Annotated in this window: 25 protein-coding genes; 15 read left to right on the plus strand and 10 right to left on the minus strand. The window is 65.1% G+C overall.

Annotated features, from left to right (window positions below; all coding sequences use genetic code 11):
* Positions 1–94: 94 nt before the first annotated feature.
* The gene (locus CK222_RS19540; RefSeq protein ID WP_067321804.1) at positions 95–811 is read left to right on the plus strand and encodes a class I SAM-dependent methyltransferase; all 717 of its coding nucleotides are present in this window, start codon (positions 95–97) and stop codon (positions 809–811) included.
* Positions 812–988: 177 nt separating this feature from the next.
* On the opposite strand, the gene CK222_RS19545 is transcribed toward CK222_RS19540, so the two are convergent.
* A complete protein-coding gene (locus CK222_RS19545) occupies positions 989–1894 on the minus strand; it encodes an alpha/beta hydrolase (protein WP_095801474.1) in 906 nt (301 codons plus the stop codon).
* Positions 1895–2088: 194 nt separating this feature from the next.
* On the opposite strand from CK222_RS19545, the gene CK222_RS19550 reads away from it, so the two are divergent.
* The 4 genes from CK222_RS19550 (at position 2089) to CK222_RS19565 (ending at position 4666) form a co-directional block, all read left to right on the plus strand.
* Complete coding sequence (locus CK222_RS19550) at positions 2089–3237, plus strand: amidohydrolase (protein ID WP_095801475.1); 1149 nt, start codon at positions 2089–2091, stop codon at positions 3235–3237.
* Positions 3238–3428: 191 nt separating this feature from the next.
* Entirely contained in the window at positions 3429–3791 is a 363-nt protein-coding gene (locus CK222_RS19555; RefSeq protein WP_067321824.1) for a VanZ family protein, read from the plus strand.
* Entirely contained in the window at positions 3742–4107 is a 366-nt protein-coding gene (locus tag CK222_RS19560) for a hypothetical protein (RefSeq protein WP_095801476.1), read from the plus strand. The genes CK222_RS19555 and CK222_RS19560 overlap by 50 nt, the downstream gene beginning before the upstream one ends.
* Entirely contained in the window at positions 4097–4666 is a 570-nt protein-coding gene (locus tag CK222_RS19565) for a DNA-3-methyladenine glycosylase (protein ID WP_095801477.1), read from the plus strand. Before CK222_RS19560 ends, CK222_RS19565 begins: the two co-directional genes overlap by 11 nt.
* A gap of 18 nt (positions 4667–4684) precedes the next feature.
* Here CK222_RS19565 and CK222_RS19570 read toward each other — a convergent pair whose 3' ends face one another.
* Positions 4685–4975 carry a DUF982 domain-containing protein gene (locus CK222_RS19570; protein ID WP_095783366.1) on the minus strand — a complete coding sequence of 97 codons (291 nt, stop codon included), beginning with the start codon at positions 4973–4975 and terminating at the stop codon, positions 4685–4687.
* A gap of 149 nt (positions 4976–5124) precedes the next feature.
* On the opposite strand from CK222_RS19570, the gene CK222_RS19575 reads away from it, so the two are divergent.
* Complete coding sequence (locus CK222_RS19575; protein WP_095801478.1) at positions 5125–5484, plus strand: hypothetical protein; 360 nt, start codon at positions 5125–5127, stop codon at positions 5482–5484.
* A 92-nt stretch (positions 5485–5576) separates the two neighbouring features.
* Here CK222_RS19575 and CK222_RS19580 read toward each other — a convergent pair whose 3' ends face one another.
* Complete coding sequence (locus CK222_RS19580; RefSeq protein WP_095783468.1) at positions 5577–6179, minus strand: cupin; 603 nt, start codon at positions 6177–6179, stop codon at positions 5577–5579.
* Positions 6180–6397: 218 nt separating this feature from the next.
* On the opposite strand from CK222_RS19580, the gene CK222_RS19585 reads away from it, so the two are divergent.
* Entirely contained in the window at positions 6398–6922 is a 525-nt protein-coding gene (locus CK222_RS19585; RefSeq protein WP_127241652.1) for a hypothetical protein, read from the plus strand.
* 61 nt (positions 6923–6983) lie between these two features.
* Here CK222_RS19585 and CK222_RS19590 read toward each other — a convergent pair whose 3' ends face one another.
* From CK222_RS19590 to CK222_RS19610, 5 genes are read right to left on the minus strand one after another with little or no spacing between them, the layout of a single operon-like run.
* A complete protein-coding gene (locus tag CK222_RS19590) occupies positions 6984–8147 on the minus strand; it encodes an arabinose transporter (RefSeq protein WP_095801480.1) in 1164 nt (387 codons plus the stop codon).
* 34 nt (positions 8148–8181) lie between these two features.
* Positions 8182–9198: a zinc-dependent alcohol dehydrogenase family protein gene (locus tag CK222_RS19595; RefSeq protein WP_095801481.1), complete on the minus strand. Its 1017-nt coding sequence runs from the start codon at positions 9196–9198 to the stop codon at positions 8182–8184.
* A 28-nt stretch (positions 9199–9226) separates the two neighbouring features.
* The gene (locus tag CK222_RS19600; RefSeq protein ID WP_067321846.1) at positions 9227–9622 is read right to left on the minus strand and encodes a cupin domain-containing protein; all 396 of its coding nucleotides are present in this window, start codon (positions 9620–9622) and stop codon (positions 9227–9229) included.
* Positions 9623–9641: 19 nt separating this feature from the next.
* On the minus strand, positions 9642–10112 hold the full coding sequence (locus CK222_RS19605; RefSeq protein WP_095801482.1) for a cyclophilin-like fold protein: 471 nt from the start codon (positions 10110–10112) through the stop codon (positions 9642–9644).
* Positions 10109–11299 carry an MFS transporter gene (locus CK222_RS19610; protein WP_095801483.1) on the minus strand — a complete coding sequence of 397 codons (1191 nt, stop codon included), beginning with the start codon at positions 11297–11299 and terminating at the stop codon, positions 10109–10111. Before CK222_RS19610 ends, CK222_RS19605 begins: the two co-directional genes overlap by 4 nt.
* A gap of 148 nt (positions 11300–11447) precedes the next feature.
* Here CK222_RS19610 and CK222_RS19615 point away from each other — a divergent pair, with 148 nt between their 5' ends.
* From CK222_RS19615 to CK222_RS19630, 4 genes are all read left to right on the plus strand, one after another.
* The gene (locus CK222_RS19615; RefSeq protein WP_095801484.1) at positions 11448–12341 is read left to right on the plus strand and encodes a LysR family transcriptional regulator; all 894 of its coding nucleotides are present in this window, start codon (positions 11448–11450) and stop codon (positions 12339–12341) included.
* A 147-nt stretch (positions 12342–12488) separates the two neighbouring features.
* Positions 12489–13316 carry a transporter substrate-binding domain-containing protein gene (locus CK222_RS19620; RefSeq protein WP_095801485.1) on the plus strand — a complete coding sequence of 276 codons (828 nt, stop codon included), beginning with the start codon at positions 12489–12491 and terminating at the stop codon, positions 13314–13316.
* A gap of 49 nt (positions 13317–13365) precedes the next feature.
* Positions 13366–14646 carry an FAD-binding oxidoreductase gene (locus CK222_RS19625; protein ID WP_095801574.1) on the plus strand — a complete coding sequence of 427 codons (1281 nt, stop codon included), beginning with the start codon at positions 13366–13368 and terminating at the stop codon, positions 14644–14646.
* A gap of 18 nt (positions 14647–14664) precedes the next feature.
* Positions 14665–15636 carry an amino acid ABC transporter permease gene (locus CK222_RS19630; RefSeq protein WP_095801486.1) on the plus strand — a complete coding sequence of 324 codons (972 nt, stop codon included), beginning with the start codon at positions 14665–14667 and terminating at the stop codon, positions 15634–15636.
* Positions 15637–15639: 3 nt separating this feature from the next.
* Here the strand turns inward: CK222_RS19630 and CK222_RS19635 are convergent, their stop codons facing one another.
* Positions 15640–16455 carry a PfkB family carbohydrate kinase gene (locus CK222_RS19635; protein WP_095801487.1) on the minus strand — a complete coding sequence of 272 codons (816 nt, stop codon included), beginning with the start codon at positions 16453–16455 and terminating at the stop codon, positions 15640–15642.
* A gap of 45 nt (positions 16456–16500) precedes the next feature.
* Positions 16501–17514 carry an SIS domain-containing protein gene (locus CK222_RS19640; RefSeq protein ID WP_095801488.1) on the minus strand — a complete coding sequence of 338 codons (1014 nt, stop codon included), beginning with the start codon at positions 17512–17514 and terminating at the stop codon, positions 16501–16503.
* A 187-nt stretch (positions 17515–17701) separates the two neighbouring features.
* Between CK222_RS19640 and CK222_RS19645 the strand changes: the two genes are divergently transcribed.
* The 4 genes from CK222_RS19645 to CK222_RS19660 all read left to right on the plus strand — a co-directional run bounded on the left by CK222_RS19645 (position 17702) and on the right by CK222_RS19660 (position 21658).
* Positions 17702–18433, plus strand: a complete 732-nt coding sequence (locus CK222_RS19645) for a GntR family transcriptional regulator (protein WP_095801575.1) — start codon at positions 17702–17704, stop codon at positions 18431–18433.
* A gap of 438 nt (positions 18434–18871) precedes the next feature.
* Positions 18872–19450: a TetR/AcrR family transcriptional regulator gene (locus CK222_RS19650; protein ID WP_095801489.1), complete on the plus strand. Its 579-nt coding sequence runs from the start codon at positions 18872–18874 to the stop codon at positions 19448–19450.
* Between the two features lie 39 nt (positions 19451–19489).
* On the plus strand, positions 19490–20788 hold the full coding sequence (gene fabF, locus CK222_RS19655) for a beta-ketoacyl-ACP synthase II (RefSeq protein ID WP_095801490.1): 1299 nt from the start codon (positions 19490–19492) through the stop codon (positions 20786–20788).
* Positions 20789–20842: 54 nt separating this feature from the next.
* Positions 20843–21658: an oxidoreductase gene (locus CK222_RS19660; protein ID WP_095801491.1), complete on the plus strand. Its 816-nt coding sequence runs from the start codon at positions 20843–20845 to the stop codon at positions 21656–21658.
* The last annotated feature ends 53 nt before the right edge of the window (positions 21659–21711 follow it).

Genomic DNA, 21711 nt, shown 5'->3' on the forward strand with positions numbered 1-21711 from the left:
TTTTGGAAGTTTTCGGAAGTTTTAGCACCTCGGTTCGCTACATTTAGCGGCCCGCATTTCACCTTGATTGCTCCTGACCGAGAGGAGCGATCCCATGACTGCCGCCACCAAGATCGAAGTTGCCGTGCCCCCCTCTGCCCTGTTCCAAGAAATGTGGGGCATCTATCGCAAGGTTCTGGACAACAACTACCTGTTTCACCGTGAAGCTTATGCGGTGCTTCGCCAGTTGCTGCAAAACCAACGCCCTGGCTTCTCTTTCCTGGACCTTGCATGCGGAGACGCCTCGTTCAGTGCGGCTGCCTTGGAGGGCTTGCCCGTCGGTCGCTACGTCGGCATCGACCTGTCGCGGACAGCGCTCGATGAGGCAACCGCCAATGTCGCCGGTCTGTCATGCGCCGCCGAACTGCGGCGCGGGGAATTCGTAGAGTGGCTGACCGCCTCGGAGGAGCCTGTCGACTTCGCCTGGATCGGCCTGTCCTTGCACCATTTACGCTTCGACAAAAAACTCGAGGTCATGCACCAGCTGCGGCGCCTTGTCGGCCCATCCGGGACACTTCTGGTCTACGAGAACACATGCAAAATGTGGGAGAGCCGGGCCGGCTGGATGAGACGATGGGAACGGCAGCGCAAAGATTTTTCAGCGCTCAGCAGCCTCGAATGGCTGCTGCTCGCCACCCACGTGCATAGCATGGATTACCCTGAGACGGCGTCTTCCTGGCGGAATCTTGGCCGGCGGGCCGGCTTCCGCGAGGTGCGTGAGCACTACAGGAGTCCTTCGAACCTATTCCGGTTGTTCAGCTTCAAGGCTTAGCGGCTCGCGGCCGACAACTTCGCGTCGACGAGCCGGGCTCGGCGAACTCACACGCGGACCAAAGCTCTACCTGAATGGTCGAAATGCAGGGCGCGAGTGGGCGGGACATCGAGCTGCCAGGCGCGGCATCAAAGCGGTCAGGTCGGGAACATGCCAATCCTGCCTGGCCGCCGGTGGCTACACAAATTCGCGGGCAAAGCTGCCCGCGCTCAGAAGCGCGCGCCGTCCGGCGCTCAATTGCGCATTCCAGACCGGCCAGGCATGAATCATATGCGGCCAGATTTCGAGGCGTGCCTCGACGTCCGCTATGCCGGCGGCCTCGGCGAGCCGCGTCGCGTCCGACAGCAGCGTTTCGGCGGAACCGACCTGGATCAGCATTGGAGGAAATCCGGTCAGATCGGCAAACAAGGGCGAGATCAGCGGATCGCGCCGATCCACACCATGGGGAACATAGGCGCCCGCCAGTTCCTCCAGATAGGCCCGGTGGATGATGGGGTCGATCGCGTCCTTGGCTGACAATGTCGTGCCGGACATCGAAAGATCCGTCCAGGGCGAGACCAGCCAAAGGCAGCCCGGCAATCGCTCGCCCGCCGCGCGCAACCGGCCGACCAGTGACAGGCTGAGATTGCCGCCGGCACTGTCTCCGCCGACAACGATGCGATCCGGCGCGATTCCTTGCTCGGCGAGGAAGCGCCACGCCGCGAGCGCGTCTTCGTGCTGCGCGGGAAAGGGATGTTCCGGCGCGCGCCGATAGCCGACCGCAAGCGTGCGCATTCTCATTGCCCGGCCGGCCTCTGTCACCATTCGACGATGGCTTTTGATCGAGCCGGAGCAGTAACCGCCACCATGGAAGAAGAGCAGCACCTTGTCCGTGTCGGACCCGGGCGCCAAGGACCACTCGGACGCGAGGTCGTTGAAGGTCACCGCCTCGCATCGGATATCGGCCGCGACCGGCGAGGACGAGCCGACCTCGTCGAGTCGCGCCCGGCGTTCGTCCCAGCCCACCGGCCGCGGCTTCGACGCCAGCAAGGCGCGAATTGCGTTGATTTCCTTTAGATCGAGGTTTTCGCCCGCACCGCTCATTTCTACGCCCCGACCAAGCGCGCCGCGACTAGTAGCGCTTTGAGCTTTGGCAACGGAAATCGTTGGGATAGTCGCTGGATGTGTCAAGCTGCGTCAGCGAATTCGCCCATGGACTATTTGAATTGATCGGCATGGCACGGCGCGAGCAGAACCCTATTGTGTTTGTGTGAGCTGCAAACCACGCGGAGACGAACGTGACCCTGACCAACCGAGACCTGGTCGAGCTGACGGAATGGCGGCGCAAGCTGCATCGGCAGCCGGAAATCTCCAACGAAGAGGAGAAGACGGCGAAGGAGGTCGTCGACTTCCTCGCCGATACCGGGCCCGACAAGGTGCTGACCGGGCTCGGCGGCCATGGCGTGGCGGCGGTCTATGACAGCGGGCAAGCCGGGCCGACGGTGCTGTTTCGCTCCGAGCTCGACGCGCTGCCGATCCACGAGCTTTCGGGCGTCGCGCATGCCTCGCAGGTGCCGGGCAAGTCGCATATGTGCGGCCATGACGGGCACACAGCGATCCTGGCTGCGCTCGGCCGCCAGTTCGGGCGCCAGAGGCCGGCGCGCGGCCGCGTGGTGCTGATGTTCCAGCCGGCGGAAGAGACCGGCAATGGCGCGGCCGGCGTCGTTGCCGATCCGCGCTTTTCCGAGATCCAGCCTGACTTCGCCTTCTCGCTGCACAATCTGCCGGGCGTGCCGTTCGGCGAAGTGAGGCTCAAACCCGGCGTGGTGAATTGCGCCTCGCGCGGCATGCGGATCGTGCTCGAAGGCAAGACCGCGCATTCCTCCATGCCCGAAACCGGCAGCTCGCCGATGCTGGCGGTCAGTGAGCTGATGCCTCAATTGCCGGCGCTCGGGCGCGGCACCTTCGCCGTCGACGATTTCGCCATGGTCACCGTCACCCATTGCTCGATGGGCGAAGCGGTGTTCGGCATCGCGCCCGGCTATGCCGAGGTGTGGGCGACGCTGCGCACCCGCCGCGACGAGCGCATGGCGGAGTTGGTTGCAGCGGCGGAGGCGCTGGCGGCAAGAATCGCCGCCCAACACGGCCTTTCCGTCCGCCACAACTACCACGAGATTTTCGTGGCCAGCGTCAACGCGCCGGACGCGGTGGAGCATCTCGAGCGCGCGCTGGACGAGGAAGGCGTGTCGCGCGGCGAGGAAGCCTTGCCGATGCGCGCCTCGGAGGATTTCGGCATCTTCGGCCACAGCGCCAAGTCGGCGATGTTCTTCCTCGGAGCCGGCGAGCGCTACCCGGCGCTGCACAATCCCGACTACGATTTCCCGGACGACCTGATCCCGATCGGTTCGAAGATCTTCATGCGCGCGGCGCGCAATCTGCTGGGGTGAGCGGGCTGGAAAGGAGGCGCATTCCGGCCGGAATTGCGTCGGAACAGAGAGACAGGGCAGTTCACCTTTTCCATGAAACGCTGAACTGAGACGGTGCGCAGGGCCGGCCGGACAGCTTTCGCCGGCGGTTTGCGTGTGCCGCGTTAGCGCCCTGTATTGTTATGCCGGCTTGCCGCTTGTATGAGCGGGGAATGACCTCGATTTCCCGTCTTACCGCGCTCGTGCTGCTGGCGGCCATCACGTTTGCCACCCTCTCACCCGTCCAAATGCGCCCGCATCTCGGTGAGGCGAACATGGAACGCGCACTGGCCTATGCCCTGTTCGGCCTTGCCTTGGCCTTCGGATTCCGCGCCCGTCTGATGCACGCAATGCTGTTTGTCTGCGCCGCGGCCGGCCTATTGGAATTGCTGCAGGCGGTCGATCCCGGCCGGCATGCCCGGCTCCAGGATGCGCTCGTGAAAGCGGCGGCCGGGCTCATTGGGATTGCCTTGGCGCGGATTGTGTTTGCCGTCGCGAGCAGGGCCGTCGATCGTTCGGCAGGTCCGAGGATTTGAATCCCGGCACGGCAGCGCACGCAATAGCCGCGCGGAACCCGCTTGGGGTTCTTCGCTGGCGCGGCGCTATCGCGCGGAAAAGTTCCGCGAGGTCGGCGACCGGATCATCAAAAACCAGCTGGCGCGGCACCGGCGCGAGATCGCGCCCGACCTCGATCTGGGCGATGCGGCAGCGCTCATCGAGACACTCCTGGAGAACGTGGTCCACCGCGCTATCGAACGGCACCCCGTCAGCGTCGCCGGCGAACGCGCGATGGACCAGTGCCGCAGGATGATCATGGCTTACCTGACGAGCGTTAATCGCCATGCCGCCTAGCGCTCACGCCGACCAGCACCACAATTTCTTCGCGCGCGAAGCCGTAACTGTGGCGCGCGCCTTGATCGGCGCGCGGCTCGGCCTCGCCGGCGTCGGCGGCATCATTGTCGAGACCGAGGCCTATCGCCCCGACGATCCGGCCTCGCACAGCTATCGCGGCCGCACGCCGCGCAACGCGCCGATGTATGGCGCCCCCGGCACGGCCTATGTCTATCGCTCCTACGGCTTGCATTGGTGCCTGAACGCGGTGTGCCTGCCGGGCAGCGCGGTGCTGATCCGCGCGATCCAGCCGCAATCCGGCATCGCCGCCATGCGCGACAGGCGGGGAACCGACCATGACAGGCTGCTCTGCTCCGGCCCGGGCAAACTCTGCCAGGCGATGGGTGTCGACGGCTCGCATAACGGCCTGTCGCTCATCGCGCTGCCCTTCGAGTTTGCCGCCTCGGAAACCAACGCGGCCGCCATCCTGAGCGGACGCAGGATCGGCATCACGAAGGGCGTGGAGGCGCAGTGGCGGTTCGGCCTCGGCGGTTCGCCTTATGTCAGCCGGAAGTTTTGACAGATCGATAGCGATCGATCACGCCGCCATCCATTCCTGCGCGGCACGCGCCGCGGCCAGTTCCATTGCTTCGGCAGCGAGAATGCCGCGCGACCTCGCGAACGCTTCGAAGGCGACGCGTGCGGCTTCGGCATCCTGTTCACCCGCGACCGCCGCCCGGCACAGCGCGAGGGTCGTTGCGTAGGTCGGGCTGCGGCTGCCCGTCCATTCGTCGAGAAACTGATAGGCCTCGAAGACGGTGTTTATCTCGCGCGGAAAGCCGAGCCCGACGAAGATTGCGACGGGCTGAGAGAAACGCTTGGCGGGCATTGGTGTGGGCTCCATGAGGTAAGCTGCTTCGACAACGCGCGTCCCGCAGGCCGGTTGCAGCTCGAAAGCGATTTTGGTTCCCGTCGACGGATGCTTGCCCGAAGCCTCCGTGTGTGTTTTCTCGCCCGCACATTAGGAAAGGCTTGCGGATGCGAATCGCAATGATCCTCGCGCTCAGCGCGGCGCTGGCTGGATGCGTGACCTCTCCGGTCGACTACGGAGCGAAGCTGTCGCAGCAGGACCCGAAATGGGCCTCGCCGGACTGCCAGCAGGCCCGCATTGCGGCCTCGGACTATGACGCGCGCGAAAAGGAGCACCCCGGCTGGGGTTTTGGCGTGCTGCTCGGCCCGTACAGCATGGGGATGGTGGCAGCCGTGAAGGAGCATGAGCAGCAACAGCGACGGCTTCTTGCCCGCCAGGTGCACCTGCAATGCTCCAGCCAGCCGTTGCCCAAGGAGCTGGATTTCGATCCGGCAACCTACGCGCCGAAGAAAACGCAATATCCGTAGGCGAAAGCGCGCCGCTGCGACTTCGAATCGGCGGCCGCTGTTTCTTGTTGAAGGCGCAGGTGGGGATGGCCTCGCTTGATGGATGCTTGCATTCAGCGTTCGCCCCACGCCTTCAGCAATGGTCCGTCGCGGCCATAGACCGGATCCTTGCGCGGCCGGCTCACCTTCGGGATCATGCGTAGCGCTTCCGCGTGCTGCTCGGGCTTGGTGCATTCGTCATAGGTGCCGGAGGGCGGATAGGCGCCGACGACGAGGAAATCGTCGGAAGCCGAGAGCCGCTGGTGACCGGTGCCGGCCGGCAGGACCGCGACGTCGCCGGCCTTGACCGTGAGCGCGCGGCCCTTGTCGCCGCCGAAGCGCACCTTGGCCGTGCCGCGCGCAATGCCCAGCACCTCATGGATGCGCGAGTGGTAGTGGACATAATCGTAGATGCCGTTGCGCCAACTGCCGCCCCAGCCATTCGCCTTGAATAGCTCCTCGAAGACGGCTGCCGGATCGAGATCGTCCGGCAACGTCACGGCGCCGCGGTAAACGATCAGCGGCCAGGACGGATGGTTCGGAACCAGGCCGTCGTCCTTGAAGCGGAAGGCATTGGCTTTCCTCTGCCTTACCAGATCCGCGAGCCTGGACGTGCCCGGTCTTGCGATCCCAGTCAGCTTCTCCGCTGCTTTCTTGATGCTCTCGACAATGCTCAAAGCCGGGCCCTCCATAAGTGCCGCTTGCAACGCCTTGCGACCTCGGCCGACCGAACTCAACCCGTGGGGACAGCCTTGGTTCCAGAGGTTGGCGACGCCCGCTCGTCACGAGCGACCCCCATTGCTTCCCGGCATCGCAGCGGTCAAGCTGCGGGAGGTTGCCGGCATCCCATGCGCGACGCCGGCAATGGCCGCGCGCCCTTCCCGAGGAGTTCAAAATGCGTGCATTTTGCCTTTCGACCATCGGCGTTTTCGTTTCGGTGCTGCTTGCGGCATCCGCCTTCCCGGTCCTCGCTTCAGGCAGCGCGGCGAAGGGCCAAAATCTCCATCGACTGTGCCGCCAGGTGAAGAACGACGATACGATCCGCGCCTACTCGCACGAGCTCTACGGCGGCACGGTCAAGGCGTTCAAGAAGCTCTTTCCGGACGCCAAGGGCGCGCCGGCGGAATCGGAACTGCAGGCGCAGGCCAACTACCGCTGCATGAACGGCAAGGTGCTGGCCTGCTTCGTCGGGGCAAACCTGCCCTGCGCCAAAATGAACGCCGCGCGCGACAATCCCGGCGCGGACGAATTCTGCAGGACCAACCCGAATGCCGACGTCGTGCCAGCCTTCGCGACCGGTCACGACGCGCTCTATTCCTACAAATGTCTGGACGGCAAGGCGGTGGTGACCGGCGAGACCTGGGTGCTCGACAAGCGCGGCTTTGCCGCCCGGTTGTGGGCCGAAGTGCCCCGGCACTGAGGCTGACCGAAGAGCCGATCTGACGACCTGCAGAGACGGCTTAGCGGCGGCGCGCTTTCCGTTACATCCTTGCCCGGGCTGACCTGCGGCGAAGCAAGAGCGCGATGGCCAAAGCCGGAAGTGCCGCCGCGGCGGCGGCGAGGAAGACGAACCGCAGCCCGGCGGACGCGGCGATCAGGCCGAGCGCCGGGCTGCCGAAGCCGAGCGCCACGTCGAGAAAGACAGTGTAGAGTCCCATGGCAAGGCCGCGGCTGCTTGCGGGGAGATGGGCGACCGCCTCGGTGCCGAGGCCGGGATAGACCAGCGAGTAGCCGAGCCCGGTCAGGCCCGCTCCGATTACCGCGACGAGCGGCCCCGGCGCCAGCCAGATCGATAGAAGGCCCGCCGCCTCGACCACCACGAAGATGGCGGCGACGCGGGCGCCGCCGAGACTGTCCGGCAGGTGGCCGAAGCACAGCCTTGCCGCGATCAGCGATGCCGCATAGGCGGTGAAGGGAAGCCACACCGGATGCCAGCCGCGCTCGGCAAAGAGCAGCGCTGCGAAGGACAGGATCGCGCCATAGCCGAGGCTGCTGAGGGCTGCTCCGACGCCCGGAAGCCAGACCGCTTGCGCGACGCTCGTCCAGGACTGCGGCGCGGCGCTGCCGGCGGCCTTGACGCCGCGCATCGGTAGAGTGGCGAGCAGTGTTGCAAGGGGCAGGACCATTGTGGCAAGAGCGATCGCGGCGAAGCCCCCGGCTTCATAGAGCGCGGACCCGATCGGCGCGCCGAGCGCCAGCGCCGCGAACATTGCCATGCCGATCCAGGCGATGACCTTGCCGGAGTTCTGTCCGCCGGCAAGCGCCAGGCCCCAGGCGACGCCGCCGGTGATGATGAAGCTCTCGGCCGCGCCCAGCACCGCCCTGCCGGCGAAGAGCACCGTCGCGGACGCGGTCGGCTGAGCGAGCAAGGCCAGCGAGCCGAGATAGATAAGCCCGGCCAGCGCGGCGGCGACAAGGCCGACCACGACGGCGCGCTTGCCGCCACGCAGATCAGCATAGTTTCCGGCACCAATGCGCGACAGCAGCGAGGCGACGAACTGGCTGCCCGTCACCAGCCCGACGGCGAACGGGCCGAAGCCGAGCCTGTCATGCAGATGCAGCGGCAGGACGGGCAGCGCCAGGCCGATGAGCAGGAAGCCGGCAAAGATCGCCGCCATGATCGGCACCAATCTCGCGGCTTTCATCGGCTGCAGTGCCCGTCGCGACCATCGCCGGCGCCTAGACCTCGAGCATGACCTTGATCGCGCGCCGCTCGTCCATGGCGCGGTAGCCTTCGGCGACCTTGGTCAGCGGCAGCTTGAGGTCGAAAACCTTGCCGGGCTTGATCCTGCCCTTGAGCACGCGCTCCATCAGGTCGGGCAGGAAGCGGCGCACCGGCGCCGGGCCGCCCAGCATGCGCTTCTGGCCGAAGAACAGTTTCTGGCCGTCGAAGCTTACGCCATGCGGCACGCCGACATAGCCGATGGTGCCGCCGGGGCGCGAGCAGGCCAGCGCCTGGTCGAAGGATTCGGCCGTACCGACGCATTCCAGCACCGAGTCCGCGCCGACGCCCGCGGTCAGTTCCTTGACGCGGGCGATGCCTTCCTCGCCGCGCTCGGCCACGATGTCGGTCGCGCCGAATTCGCGCGCGAGTTTCTGGCGGCTCTCGTGCCGGCTCATGGCGATGATGCGCTGCGCGCCCATCTCGCTCGCCGCGAGCACGCCCATCAGGCCGACGGCGCCGTCGCCGACGACGACAACGGTCGATCCTTCGCGCACCTCGGCCGCATCCGCCGCATACCAGCCGGTGCCGAGCACATCCGAGACGGCCAACAGGTCAGGCACCAGGTCGGCCGGCGGAACCTCGGAAGTCGCCACCAGGGTGCCGTCGGCCAGCGGCACGCGGGCATAAGGCGCCTGCGCGCCCGACATGAACTCGCGTTGCACGCAGGAAGACTGGAAGCCGAAGCGGCAATGCGGGCAGGTGTTGTCGGAGAGGCAGAAGGAGCCGACGACGAACTGGCCGGGGCGCACGTTGCGCACCTCCGCGCCGACCTCGACGACGATGCCGCAATATTCGTGGCCCATATGCATCGGGCGATCGATCGGCTGCAGCCCGCGATACGGCCACAGGTCCGAGCCGCAGATGCAGCTCGCCGAGAGCTTGATGATGGCGTCCGTCGGGCGAAGGATCTTCGGGTCCTCGATTTCCTCGCAGCGGATATCGCCGGGCTTATGAAGAACAGTTGCGAGCATTTTGCTTTCCTTTTCGTTCGATCGGTGATCAGGCGCGGTAGTCGGCGTCGCTGACATGTTCCAGCCAGTCCACGACCTTGCCGTCCTTGACCTCCTGGAGGGCAATGTGGGTCATGGCCGTCTCGGGAGACGCGCCGTGCCAATGCTTCTCGCCGGGCGCGAACCAGACGACGTCGCCGGGGCGGACCTCCTCGAGCGGCCCGCCCTCGCGCTGCACGCGGCCACGGCCGGAGACGACGATCAGCGTCTGCCCCAGCGGATGCGTATGCCAGGCGGTGCGGGCGCCGGGCTCGAAGGTGACCTGCGCACCCTGCACCCGGGCGGCATCGAAGGGATTGAAGAGCGGATCGATCCGGACCGTGCCGGTGAACCAGTCGGAAGGCCCCTTGCCGGACGGCCTCGTGCCAGCGCGAAGAATGTCCATGGTGATCTCCTTTGCGTTCTCACACGCGTTCGATGCGCAGCGGGAACTCGCCGCGTATGTGCAGGGCCTCTTCGCCCTCGTCGAAGCGGCCGAGCCTGATCAGCCCGGGATGGCGGTAGTCGGCGTAGAACATCGCCAGATTGCCCCAGGGCACGAAGTAGCAGAGGTCATAGGGCTGCTCGTTGCCGAACGGGCCGCTGCCCTCTTCGGTCAGCTTGCGCGGCAGATAGGCGATCTTCTCGTTATGCGCGTAGTCGTCGATCGTGAGATCGAGCGGCAGCATGGAAAAGAAATCGCGTGCCGAAGGATTGTCGTAGAGCGTGGCCGTCATGGTTCGGCCATCGAATGTCATTCTGATCTTCATGTCGGCGGGTTCCTGGCTGGCCGGGCCCCTGCCCTGCTGGCTGCGGGCGCGCCGCGGCAGGAGCGTTGATGCGAGCGCGGCGCCGAGCAATGCGCGGCGACTGAGCTTGGGATGGCCGGTCGTCATGGCACGGCCCTCCCGCCCATGCGCGATGCGGCGAACGCGGCGAGCGTCGATCCGCAAAGCAGCGCCGCGCCGAAGGCAAAGGCTCCCCACCAGCCGACCGTGCCGAAAAGCGTGCCGCCGATCGCGGCGCCGCCGGTAATGGCAAGCTGGATGACGGCCACCTGCAACCCGCCGCCGGCCTCCGCGTCTTCAGGCAGCGTGCGGCTGAGCCAGGTGCCCCAGCCGACGGGCGCGGCCGTGCCGAAGAAACCCCAGACGAAAAGCAGCAGGGCCGTGGGAAGGGGTATTGCGCCGAGGGCGATGAGCGCGAGCGCAAGCACGGCCATGACCAGCGGAATGACGATCAGGATGCTGAACAGACGCGCGCGCAGCAGCCGGCCGATGCACCAGGTGCCGCCGACGCCCGCGAGCCCCATGACCAGCAGGATCGCCGAAAGCGTCGCGACGTCGACCTGGGTGACCCTTTCGAGGAAGGGACGCAGATAGGTGAAGAGCGCGAACTGACCCATGAACAGCATCATGACCGATGCCATGCCGACGGCGACCGGAGGACGGCCGAGAAGAGCCAGGCTGTTGCCCAGCCCCTTCCGCCGGCGCGGCGGGAGCGGCGGCAGGCTGAGCCACTGCCAGACGAGCGCCAGGAACCCGAGCGGCACGACCAGGAAGAACGCGCCGCGCCAACCGACATAGGCCCCAAGCAGGCTGCCCAGCGGCGCGGCAATGGTGGCCGCGACGGCGTTGCCGGCGTTCAGCATGGCGAGGCCCTTAGGGACCTGCTCCTCGGGGACAAGGCGCATGACGATCGCGGTCGACATCGACCAGAAGCCGCCGATCGCCAGGCCGAGCAGCGCGCGGCCGGCCATCAGGAACGCGTAGATGGGGGCGAAGGTGACGGCAAGCCCGGACGCGATGAGAAGCACAGTGAAGCCGGTGACGACCAGCCTGCGATCGGTGCGGCGCGTCAGGCCGGCGACCAGCAGGCTGGTCACGACAGCGAAAATGCCCGAAATCGAGATCGCCCGGCCCGCCCGACCCTCGGTGATACCGAGATCGGTCGCGATCGGCGACAGCAGGCTGACCGGCATGAACTCCGAGGCGATGAGCACCGAAACGCAAAGCGCCATCGAGAGCACCGCCCCCCGCATGGCGCGGTCTTCGACAAGCCTTATGTCGTAAGTGGTTTCCATTCGGGGGCATCCTTGCAAACCGGGCGCCGGAATCGGCCACGGCCGCCGCGACCTGCCCGGAAGATATTGCAGTGCAACCAATTCGATTAGAGCAGATAATCCGTATGGACTTATCGACCTGTGATATAAATCGACCAGGAGGTTCTCCATGCAGCGCGGCGACATGAAAGATTTGCTGTGGTTCCTGGCTGTCGCACGGGAGCGCAGCTTCACCAGGGCGGCGGCGGAACTCGGCACGTCACAGTCGACGCTCAGCCACACCATCAAGCAGCTGGAAGCTCGCCTCGGCGTTCGCCTGCTTACGCGCACGACGCGAAGCGTGGCGCCGACGGAAGCCGGCGAGCGGCTCTACCAGTCGCTCGCCCCACGCTTCGAGGAGATCGAGGTAGATCTCGCGGGTCTGGTCGCCTTCCGAGACAAGCCCGCTGGCACGGTACGCATCACGCTGTCCGACCATGCGCTGCAGACGACGGTCTGGCCGAAGCTCGAGCCGATGCTCTGCGACTATCCCGACTTGCGCGTCGAGCTCTACAGCGACAACGGCATGCGCAACATCGTGGAGGAGCGCTTCGACGCCGGCGTGCGGCTTGGCGAGAGCGTGGACCGGGACATGATCGCGGTGCGGATCGGCCCCGACTGGCGGCTGGTGGCCATCGCCTCGCCGGAGTATTTCTCCCGCCGCCCAGTCCCGAGGACACCGCAGGATCTGGTCGGGCATGACTGCATCGGCCTGCGGCAGGCGACGTTTGGCGGGCTCTATGCCTGGGAGTTCGAGAAGAAGGGCCGCGAGCTTCGGGTCCGGGTCGATGGCCAGCTGACCTTCAACTCGACCTTGCCGATGATCGATGCGGCGCTAAGCGGCTACGGCATCGCTTATGTCCCGGAAAACCTCGTCAGCCGCCACATCGCGGACGGGCGGCTGACGCTCGTGCTCGATGATTGGAGCCTGCCCTTTCCGGGCTATCACCTCTATTATCCGAGCCGGCGGCAGCTTTCTCCGGCGATGGCAGTCGTCGTCGAGGCGCTTCGGCATCGGAGTTGAGCCTGGGGCCGGGGCGGCACGAGCGCCGAGCAGTGGACGCTCATTGCAGGCTGAACTCGGCAATGCCCGACAAAAGATGCTTGACTCGCCCTGCCCCTTCCGGACAATTTGCGTTGTCAGACATCTTACATACGAGAGGGAGGTTTCGTGAGGAGATTGATCGCTTGTTTCGCGCTGGCTGCCGGCGCGCTCGCATTCGTGTCGGCAGCGCGAGCGGGAGAAACCCTGGATCGCGTCACATCCAAGAAGGCCATGGTGGTCGCGACCAACAGCGGCTGGCCGCCGCAGAGCTTTCTCGACGAAAGCAACCAGTTGGTGGGTTTTGATATCGACGTCTCGAAAGAGATCGCCAAGCGTCTGGGCGTGGAGGTCAGCTTCGAGACGCCCGACTGGGCCACAATGACCGGCGGCCACTGGCAAGGCCGCTACGACCTCGGCGTCGGCTCGGTGACGCCGACCAAGGCCCGGGCCAACGTGATCGATTTCGCCGGCATCTATTATTACAGCCCTTATGTTTATGTGGTCCACAAGGACAGCAAGGCGAAGTCCGTGAACGACCTGAACGGCAAGGTGATTGGCGTCGAAACCGCCACGACTTCGGAAGATTTCATCCGCCGTCAGCTGGAGATCGACGCTCCGGGCCTTCCGCCAGTCGAATACAAGCTGCAACCGGGCGAGATCCGGACCTTTGCCGATTCCATGCTGCCATTCGACGATTTGAGACTTGGGGACGGCGTGCGGCTCGACGCAGTCATCGCGCCCGAGCAGACCGCCCAGAACGCCATCAAGAACGGGTATCCGCTGCGCATCCTTGAGGGCGACTACGCCTTCCGCGAGCCGCTGGTGGTGATCGCGGACAAGGGTGATGCCGAGTGGACCACCAAGATCGGCGGCATCATCGACGAGATGAAAAAGGACGGCACGCTCGCCACGCTGACCACCAAATGGTACGGCAAGAACTACAGCACCGACTGACGTTCTTCGCGGGCGGCTTTCAAGGCCGCCCGCTCTCATGCGATTCATCATGACCTATCCCGATACTTACTATCGCCTAACGCTTGCCGACGAGAAGGTCAGACCACCATTGGCGGGTCTGGCCGAATGCGACACGGTCATTGTCGGCGGCGGACTGGCCGGTCTGACGACGGCGCTGCAGCTGGCGCGCGCCGGGCGCGAGGTCGTCCTGCTCGAAGCCGAGCGCGTCGGCTTCGGGGCCTCGGGCCGCAACGGCGGCTTCGTCAGCCCCGGCTTCGCCACCGGCAGCGACAATATCGCCGCGATGGCCGGCACCGCGGCGGCACAGAAGCTGCACCGATTGTCGATCGAAGGCGTCGAATTCGTGCGGCAGACGATCAAGGATCTCGACATCAAGGCGGCAAAGCCTCGCCCCGGAATTATCGGCGTGCTTCGCCATGACGGCGGCGCCGAACTGAAGGCCCACGCCGAACGGCTGGCGCGGGATTTCGACTATCCGCTCGAATATCTCGAGCGTGACCAGGTGCGCGCGGTGCTGCAGTCCGAGCGCTACTATCAGGGCCTGCGCGACCCCAGCGCCTTCCACATGCATCCGCTCAACTATCTGCGCTCCGTCGCCGAGGAGATCGAGCGGCTGGGCGGCAGGATCCACGAGGCGTCGAGCGCCGTCGAGGCGAGACTCGACGGCCCGCAAAAGACCATGCGCACAGCAACCGGCGAAGTACGCGCGCGGCAGGCGGTGTTCGCCACCGGCGGCTACACAGGACGGCTGCTCGGCCAGTTGAGGCGGGCCATGTTGCCGATTGCGACCTATGTGATGCTGAGCGAGGAGGCCCCGGAGCTCATCGCCAGCGCCATCGCGACGACCGACGGCATAGGCGATAGCCGCCGCGCCGGCGACTACTACCGGGTCGTGGAAGACGGGCGGCGGCTGCTCTGGGGTGGGCGCATCACCACGCGGGCCGCTTCGCCGGCGGCGCTGGCCTGGGAATTGCGCCGGGAGATGGTCGGAACCTATCCTCAGCTCGCTGCGCTCAAGACCGAACTCGCCTGGTCGGGGCTGATGGCCTACGCCCGGCACCTGATGCCCCAGATCGGACAGCTGCAGCCAGGCGTCTGGTATCTCACGGCGTTTGGCGGCCATGGCATCAACACCACCGCCATGGCCGGCAAGGTGGTGGCCGAGGCGATACTCGGCCAGTCGGACCGTTACCGGCTGTTCGAACGGTTCGGACTGACCTGGGCGGGCGGGCCGGTCGGGCTTGCCGCGGCGCAACTCACCTATTGGAAGCTACAGGCGCAGGATTGGTGGCGCGAACGCCCCCGCTGACCACAGGGAGATCGACAGGTGATCGGCAGACTGCTGCTCAATTATCCGGACGCCGCGCGTCGCATCGGCATGTGCCTGGCGCTCGCCGCGTTCGCTGCAGGCCTCTACGGGCTTGGCATCAAAGCCGACTGGATCGGCAAGCTGGTTCCGAGCTCCCTCGAATGGCTTGCCGCCAATCCCGCGGCAGCGCGGGGCGTTTCGGCGGTGCTGATCGCGCTGATCGCGGCGGCCAACTGGAAAGCCCTGCAGCAACTCGGGCGCAAACAGCAGATCGTGGCGGTGTGGATCGAGCTGTTCGTGTTGCTGATGCTGTTCTTCTATTCCTTCGACCTGTCGTTCTCTTTCATTGGCAGGAAGATCGGCTTCCTCGTCTCGCAGGGCGTGGTGACGACGCTCTACATCTCCGCCATTTCGATCGCCATCGCCACGGTCATCGCCTTCATCGGCGCCATAGCCAAGCTCTCCAAGAACGGCGTCATCTATGGCCTGGCAACGTTCTACACCTCGCTGTTCCGCGGGCTGCCGTTGCTGATGCAGATCTACATCATCTATCTCGGCCTGCCGCAGGTCGGCTACGTGATCGGGGCCGTGCCCGCCGGCATCATGGCGCTGTCGCTTTGCTACGGCGCCTACATGACCGAAATTTTCCGCGCCGGCATCGAAAGCATTCCGCGCGGCCAGACCGAGGGCGCCACCGCGCTTGGCCTCAGCCCCAACCAGACGATGTTCCTGGTGATCCTGCCGCAAGCGATGCGCGTCATCGTTCCCCCGACCGGCAACCAGTTCATCGCGATGCTGAAGGATTCCTCGCTGATTTCGGTGGTCGGCGTATGGGAGATCATGTATCTGGCGCGCACGCAGGGCCAGACCGAGTTCCGGCACATCGAGATGCTGATCACCGCCTCGATGATCTACTGGCTGCTGTCGATCGGGCTCGAATTCCTGCAGTCCCGCATCGAGGAACGGTTCGGGCGCTCGCTGAAGCGCTGAACTTCAGTGCGGCATTCCCTCCTGGGGGAAGCCGCCGAGATGGCAGCAGGTCAGCGCGGCGCGGTCGCGGCCGCTTTCGAGACATTGCAACAGCGGCTTTTTGGCCAGCCAGGCGTGGAGAAAGCCGGCAATGAAACTGTCGCCGGCGCCGGTCGTGTCGACGACCTCGACCGGACGGATGCCGGTCTCGGCGCGCTCGCGGGCCGTCACCGCCATCGATCCCTCGGCACCGCGCATGACGACGGCGCAGCCTGCGCCGCGCGACAGAAGGTCCACCGCCATCGCCGCCGCGGCACCATAGGGTTCGCCGGTCGAGCAGAAGGCTATGCTCAGGCCCTCGACGCCGAGATTGGCCGGATCGGCGTTGACCGAAATGTCCTGCGAGACGCTGACGCCTGCCCGCGACAGGCGCCAGCGCAAGGCGCCGCCGTCATCCAGCCAGCCGATATGGACGTGATCCATCGCCTCCATGATGGCAAGTTCGGCCTCGTGCGGCGCGTATCCGGCGCAGGCGCCGAAATCCTCGGCGGCGATCAGCCGCTCACCTGACGGCAACACTTTGATGTCGGTCCAGGCGGTGTTGCGGTCGCCGACTCGCAGGTGGTCGACCACGACCCGATTGGCTTCGAGCTCGGCGCGGGTGCGCTCGCCTTCGGCGTCGCGGCCAACGGCACCGAAATAGAAGCTCCTATTGCCAAGCCGGGCGAGCTGGACGGCGACGTTGAGCGCGTTGCCGCCGACCAGCGAGCGCCCGATCGGCAAGCCGAGGCGGTCAGTGCAATTGTCGCCGACGGCGGCAAATCGAAATTGAGCCGTCATATCCCCTCTGCTACGCCATGAAGCGCTGCCGCTAAAGGCACGCGCTCAATAGGCTACGCGTTTATAGTAGCGGCGCGTCGTCAGCGGGTGGTTGCGGATCATCTCGAGATGAGCACTGACGCGTTCGAGGGCGGTGGCCAGCACGACCGGCGAAACCAGCGCGCGCACGTCCGCAGAAATGCCGGGCAGTTCGAAGGCGGCCGTGTCGAGCACCGTCGACTTGTCCGTGTAGTTAGCTGCGAAATTCTCGACCCGCTCGGCCAGCGGCCGGGCGCTGTCCTCGCCCTTGAAGAGAACAACGCTCACGTCTCTTTCCACCAGCTCCAGCGTGCCGTGGAAAAAATCGGAGGCATGCACCGGACGGGTTCGGATCCATTGCATCTCTTCCAGGATGCACATGCCGTAATACCAAGCCTGCGGCCAGACGTTCCCGGCGCCGGTTATGATGTGATAGTCGGAGGCGGACAGTTTTTGGGCGAAGTCGGCGGCTTGCTTTTCATAGCTCCGCTTCACCTCCAGCAGCAATCGCGGCAACTGCGCCAGCTCGGCGAAAATCCGTTCGGATTCGGCCAGCTCGCCGCGATGCTTCAGCACCGAAAGCGCGATGAACAGCGACTGGAGGTAGAAGGACTCGCAGGAGGTGTCGTCCTCAGCGAAGTTGACGAAGACGTGGTCCCCGCCCGCGCCGAGCGGCGTCTCCTCATGCCCGACCAGCGCGATCACCGTCGCTCCGATCTCCTTGATCCTAGCCAGCAGCGCCACGCTTTCCTTGGTGGTGCCCGAGAGCGAAGGCAGCACGACGATCGACTTCTCGGTCAGGTGCACGGATTGGGCAAGCTGCAGCTCGGCAGTGATATCGACGAAGGCGGGAAAGCCGGACCGGCGCTGCAGCAATTGCGCGGCCGGATGCATCAGAATCGCCGCGCCGCCGGTGCCGAGGAAGAAGATGTTTTGAGCCCCGCCGGCGAGACATTGCGCAACGGCGGTTTCGATGCGCTCCCGCAAAGCCACCGCCCCCGATTGAATGCGTACAAACCGGGCTTCGTCGAAATTGAGCATCGTTCCCTCGATCGCTTCTGTTGTAAGACAACTGACATCTCAATGAGCGCATTTCAAGAGAAATTTTGCGGACCGGCTTCGGTCCATTTGCGTATGCAGCAAAGTCAGGCGCCACGACATGCCCCGCTTGACCTAGCCGCGATTGTCCGACAACAAAAGGAGAGTTGGCACAATGGGGATAACGGACTTGGACGAGCCGCTTCGCGATGCGCGCACACTGGCGGTCCAGCTCCGCGACCGCCTTGCCGACCTGATCAGAAGCGAGGGGCTCAAGCCCGGCGACCGGCTGCCGACCGAGTCGCAGTTGACGCAGCGCTTCCGCATCTCGCGCCCTGCCCTGCGCGAAGCGCTGAAACTTCTCGAACAGGACGGCGCCATTTCCGTCACCCACGGCCTCGGCCGCTTTGTCACGGCGAACTCTGCCGTGCAGGTCGACCGGCCGATAACGATGTTCGAAAGCGTGACCGACATGTCGCGCCATTACGGCTACGACACCATCAACAAGGTTCTGTCGATCGCCGAGGAAACGCCCGATCCGGTGATCCAGCAGCAATTGCGGCTGGCCGACGGAGAGCGCGTCATAAGACTGGAACGGCTGCGGCTGCACAACGACGTGCCCCTCATCTACTCGCTGGATTACGTGCCGCGCAGCCTTTTGCCCGGCCGCCTTTTCGACATCGAATGGAGTGGTTCGCTGCTCGCGCTGTTGGAGAAACACCGCCATCAGCCGCGTATGTCGGCCGCCTCGGTTTCAGCCGTGACGCTGCCGGACGAAATCGTGCAGCGCAACGACCTGCGCGATTTCGGGCCGGCGCTGCTCATTACTGAAACCTGTTTCGATGCGACCGGGACACCGGTCGTCTATGCCGCTGTCTATCATCGCGGCAGCCATTTCGCCTTCAGCTTCGCACGGCGGTGACGCCCAACGCCGGCGATTCGGGCCGGCGACGGCGGTGTTCGCCGGGACGCTGCCGATTGGGAATTGAGTTCGAGAATAGCCTTCGAATAGGTCCTCTGGTCCACGCGTCTTTTGTTAGGTCCTGGCCAACGCTCTGAGACTCTTGTCCGGCAGCTTGCCAGGCCGCGATCCGTGGCGGGGTAGTCCGGCAGCGTTGCGCTCATCTGCATGTCGCCCACGGTCGAGACCGTCACCTCCCCGCCGGATCTCGAGAGCGCGTAGAGCTGTTCGCGGTGGCCCGGCAACGAGAAGCTCACGGAATCCCGGTCGGCGGGGCGCATTTGGCCTGCAGCAAACCTGAGCCCCCGACGAGCCGCCTATCCCGAATCCTAAATAGATTGCGTTCAGTCTCTAAATGGCATATAGATTTCGTACGCAATCTAAATATGGAGGCCGATCATGCGCGTGAGCCGCATTCAGGCTGAGAAGAACCGGCAGACCGTGATCGACGTGGCCAGCCGCCTTTTTCGGGAACATGGGTTCGACGGCATCGGCCTCAAGGATCTGATGAAGGGTGCCGGGCTGACCCAAGGCGCCTTCTACAAGCAGTTCGCGTCGAAGGAGGACTTGGTCGCACAGGCTTCCAGACGGGCGGTGGAGAGTACGGCTGCCCGATGGGCGACAGCGACCGCAGCCAATCCCAGCGATCCGCTTGGGGCGGTGATGGCATTTTACCTCAGCATGGGCCATCGCGAGCAAAGGATGGACGGCTGCCCGGTCGCGGCGCTCGGCTCGGATGCCGCCAGGCAGCGGGCCGAGGTGAAAGGGTCGTTCGAAGCCGGCATCAAGCAGTATCTCGAAATCATCGGCCGGTTGATCGCCGCGACCGACGTAGACGAGCCCAACAGCAAGGCCATGGCCATTCTTTCGACGATGGTCGGCGCGCTGACGTTGTCGCGCGTCGTCAACGACCCCGACCTCGCTCAGGCCTTTCTGGATGCGGCCACCGAACAGGTTCGCGACGCAGTCACGGCTTGAACCGCGCGGGACTGACGGCCGGGATTGATAGGAGAATAGATGCGACGGATCGTTGTAACGGGCATGGGCGCGGTCACGCCGCTTGCGGCGGATGTCGAGACGTCCTGGTCGCGTCTCCTGGCCGGCCGCTCTGGTATCCGCAGGCTTGCGGACGAGGTGGTGGAAGATTTGCCGGCGAAGATCGGCGGCGTGGTTCCTTCCCTGGAGGATGATCCCCAAGCCGGCCTCGATCCGAACGGTTTCCTGGCGCCGAAGGATCAGCGCAAGGTCGACCGCTTCATCCTGTTCGCGCTGGCCGCTGCAGAAGAGGCGCTTGCCCAGGCGAGATGGAAACCGGCCTCGGAAAAGGATCGGGTTCGCACGGCGACGATCATCGTTTCAGGTGTCGGAGGTTTTCCCGCCATCACCGAGGCGGTACGGACCGTCGACCAGCGCGGCGTTCGGCGCCTTTCACCGTTTACGGTGCCGTCTTTCCTGGTGAGCCTCGCGGCTGGCCACGTCTCGATCCGCTACGGCTTCAAAGGCCACATCGGCGCGCCGGTAACCGCATGCGCCGCCGGCATCCAGGCGATCGGCGATGCGGCTCGCATCATCCGCGCCGATGAGGCCGATATCGCTTTGTGCGGCGGCACCGAGGCATGCATGAACACCGTCAGCTTGGGCGGCTTCGCAGCGGCACGCTCGCTTTCGACCTCCTTCAATCACCGTCCCGATCAGGCCTCTCGTCCGTTCGACCTGTCGCGGGACGGGTTCGTCATGGGCGAAGGCGCCGGCATCCTGGTCATCGAGGAATTGAGCCATGCGCTGGCTCGCGGCGCGAAACCGCTCGCCGAGGTCGTCGGCTACGGCACCACGGCGGATGCCCATCATGTCACTTCCGGCCCCGAGGACGGCGATGGCGCGCGACGCGCCATGGAGATCGCGATTGCCCAGGCCGGCATCTCGCCACGCGAGATCCGCCACCTCAATGCGCATGCGACCTCCACGCCGGTGGGCGACCTGGGAGAAATCGAAGCGATCAAAAGGGTGTTCGGCGCGGATTTCTCGATCGCCGTCAGCGGGACCAAGTCGGCGACCGGACACCTGCTCGGCGCCGCCGGCGGTCTCGGCGCGATCTTCACGATATTGGCGCTCAGGGACCAGGTGGCGCCGCCAACCCTCAATCTGGGCGCGCCCGATCCGGCCGGCGACGGGATTGACTTCGTCGCGAACCAAGCCCGGCCAATGGAAATGGACTACGCGATCTCCAATGGTTTTGGCTTCGGAGTTGTGAACGCCAGCGCGCTGTTCCGGCGCTGGGACGGGCACGGCGCGAACGGTCGAGCCGCTCCTGGCTGACGCATTTGCTTCCGCCTTCCGATTTCCCCATTCCAGCCGCAAGAAAGTGATCTCATGACCAAGACCAATCCTGGCGTCGCCCTCGTCACAGGGGCATCCTCGGGCATCGGGCGCGCAACAGCTGCAGCCCTCCGGAACGTGGGCTTTCGCGTGTTCGGAACCAGCCGTCGCGCGGTCTCCGAACAGTCCGATGGCGTTGCCATGCTGACCGGCGACGTGACCGACGACGCGTCCGTATCGAAGCTGGTCGAAGAGGTGCTGGCCGAAACAGGGCGCATAGACTTGCTGGTCAACAATGCCGGCATCGGCCTGCTTGGCGGCGCGGAGGAGTCCTCGACTGCGCAGGCTCAGGCGCTTTTCGATGTGAATGTCTTTGGTGTCATCCGGATGACCAACGCGGTGCTGCCGACAATGCGACACCAACGCAGCGGCAGAATCGTGAATTTGAGTTCCGTGCTGGGCCTGATTCCGGCTCCCTATTCCGCTCTCTATGCGTCGACCAAGCATGCGATCGAAGGCTATTCAGAATCGCTGGACCATGAACTGCGCTCGTTCGGAATTCGCGTGGTGCTGGTCGAGCCCGCCTACACCCGCACGTCGTTTGAAGAAAATCTCGCCAGGCCCGATCAGTTGCTGGACATCTATGGCATCGCGCGCGCCGGCATGGATGTGGTTCTGCGGAAAGCCATCGAGACAGGCGATGCGCCCGAGGTCGTGGCCAAGACGGTCTTGCAAGCGGCGACCGCCTCCGTTCCGCGGAGGCGCTATGCTGCCGGAAAAATGGCTCGCCAGATCAGCTTGCTGCGCCGTTTCGTTCCCGAATCCGCCTTCGACAAGAGCCTGCGAAAGCAAAACGGCCTGCCGGCCTGATATCCAAGTCGCCGACAGTGGTCATTCGAGGCTCTCTGACACAGGAGTTGGGC

Origin of the sequence: Mesorhizobium sp. WSM3866 (genome assembly GCF_002294795.1) — a bacterium.
Classification (GTDB): domain Bacteria; phylum Pseudomonadota; class Alphaproteobacteria; order Rhizobiales; family Rhizobiaceae; genus Mesorhizobium.

Excerpts from the sequence above, each read along its gene's own strand:
- CK222_RS19540 (WP_067321804.1), top strand. The coding sequence starts at position 95 with ATGACTGCCGCCACCAAGATCGAAGTTGCCGTGCCCCCCTCTGCCCTG.
- CK222_RS19545 (WP_095801474.1), bottom strand. The coding sequence starts at position 1,894 with ATGAGCGGTGCGGGCGAAAACCTCGATCTAAAGGAAATCAACGCAATT.
- CK222_RS19555 (WP_067321824.1), top strand. The coding sequence starts at position 3,429 with ATGACCTCGATTTCCCGTCTTACCGCGCTCGTGCTGCTGGCGGCCATC.
- CK222_RS19565 (WP_095801477.1), top strand. The coding sequence starts at position 4,097 with ATGCCGCCTAGCGCTCACGCCGACCAGCACCACAATTTCTTCGCGCGC.
- CK222_RS19570 (WP_095783366.1), bottom strand. The coding sequence starts at position 4,975 with ATGCCCGCCAAGCGTTTCTCTCAGCCCGTCGCAATCTTCGTCGGGCTC.
- CK222_RS19575 (WP_095801478.1), top strand. The coding sequence starts at position 5,125 with ATGCGAATCGCAATGATCCTCGCGCTCAGCGCGGCGCTGGCTGGATGC.
- CK222_RS19585 (WP_127241652.1), top strand. The coding sequence starts at position 6,398 with ATGCGTGCATTTTGCCTTTCGACCATCGGCGTTTTCGTTTCGGTGCTG.
- CK222_RS19590 (WP_095801480.1), bottom strand. The coding sequence starts at position 8,147 with ATGAAAGCCGCGAGATTGGTGCCGATCATGGCGGCGATCTTTGCCGGC.
- CK222_RS19595 (WP_095801481.1), bottom strand. The coding sequence starts at position 9,198 with ATGCTCGCAACTGTTCTTCATAAGCCCGGCGATATCCGCTGCGAGGAA.
- CK222_RS19600 (WP_067321846.1), bottom strand. The coding sequence starts at position 9,622 with ATGGACATTCTTCGCGCTGGCACGAGGCCGTCCGGCAAGGGGCCTTCC.
- CK222_RS19605 (WP_095801482.1), bottom strand. The coding sequence starts at position 10,112 with ATGACGACCGGCCATCCCAAGCTCAGTCGCCGCGCATTGCTCGGCGCC.
- CK222_RS19610 (WP_095801483.1), bottom strand. The coding sequence starts at position 11,299 with ATGGAAACCACTTACGACATAAGGCTTGTCGAAGACCGCGCCATGCGG.
- CK222_RS19615 (WP_095801484.1), top strand. The coding sequence starts at position 11,448 with ATGCAGCGCGGCGACATGAAAGATTTGCTGTGGTTCCTGGCTGTCGCA.
- CK222_RS19625 (WP_095801574.1), top strand. The coding sequence starts at position 13,366 with ATGACCTATCCCGATACTTACTATCGCCTAACGCTTGCCGACGAGAAG.
- CK222_RS19635 (WP_095801487.1), bottom strand. The coding sequence starts at position 16,455 with ATGACGGCTCAATTTCGATTTGCCGCCGTCGGCGACAATTGCACTGAC.
- CK222_RS19640 (WP_095801488.1), bottom strand. The coding sequence starts at position 17,514 with ATGCTCAATTTCGACGAAGCCCGGTTTGTACGCATTCAATCGGGGGCG.
- CK222_RS19650 (WP_095801489.1), top strand. The coding sequence starts at position 18,872 with ATGCGCGTGAGCCGCATTCAGGCTGAGAAGAACCGGCAGACCGTGATC.
- fabF (WP_095801490.1), top strand. The coding sequence starts at position 19,490 with ATGCGACGGATCGTTGTAACGGGCATGGGCGCGGTCACGCCGCTTGCG.
- CK222_RS19660 (WP_095801491.1), top strand. The coding sequence starts at position 20,843 with ATGACCAAGACCAATCCTGGCGTCGCCCTCGTCACAGGGGCATCCTCG.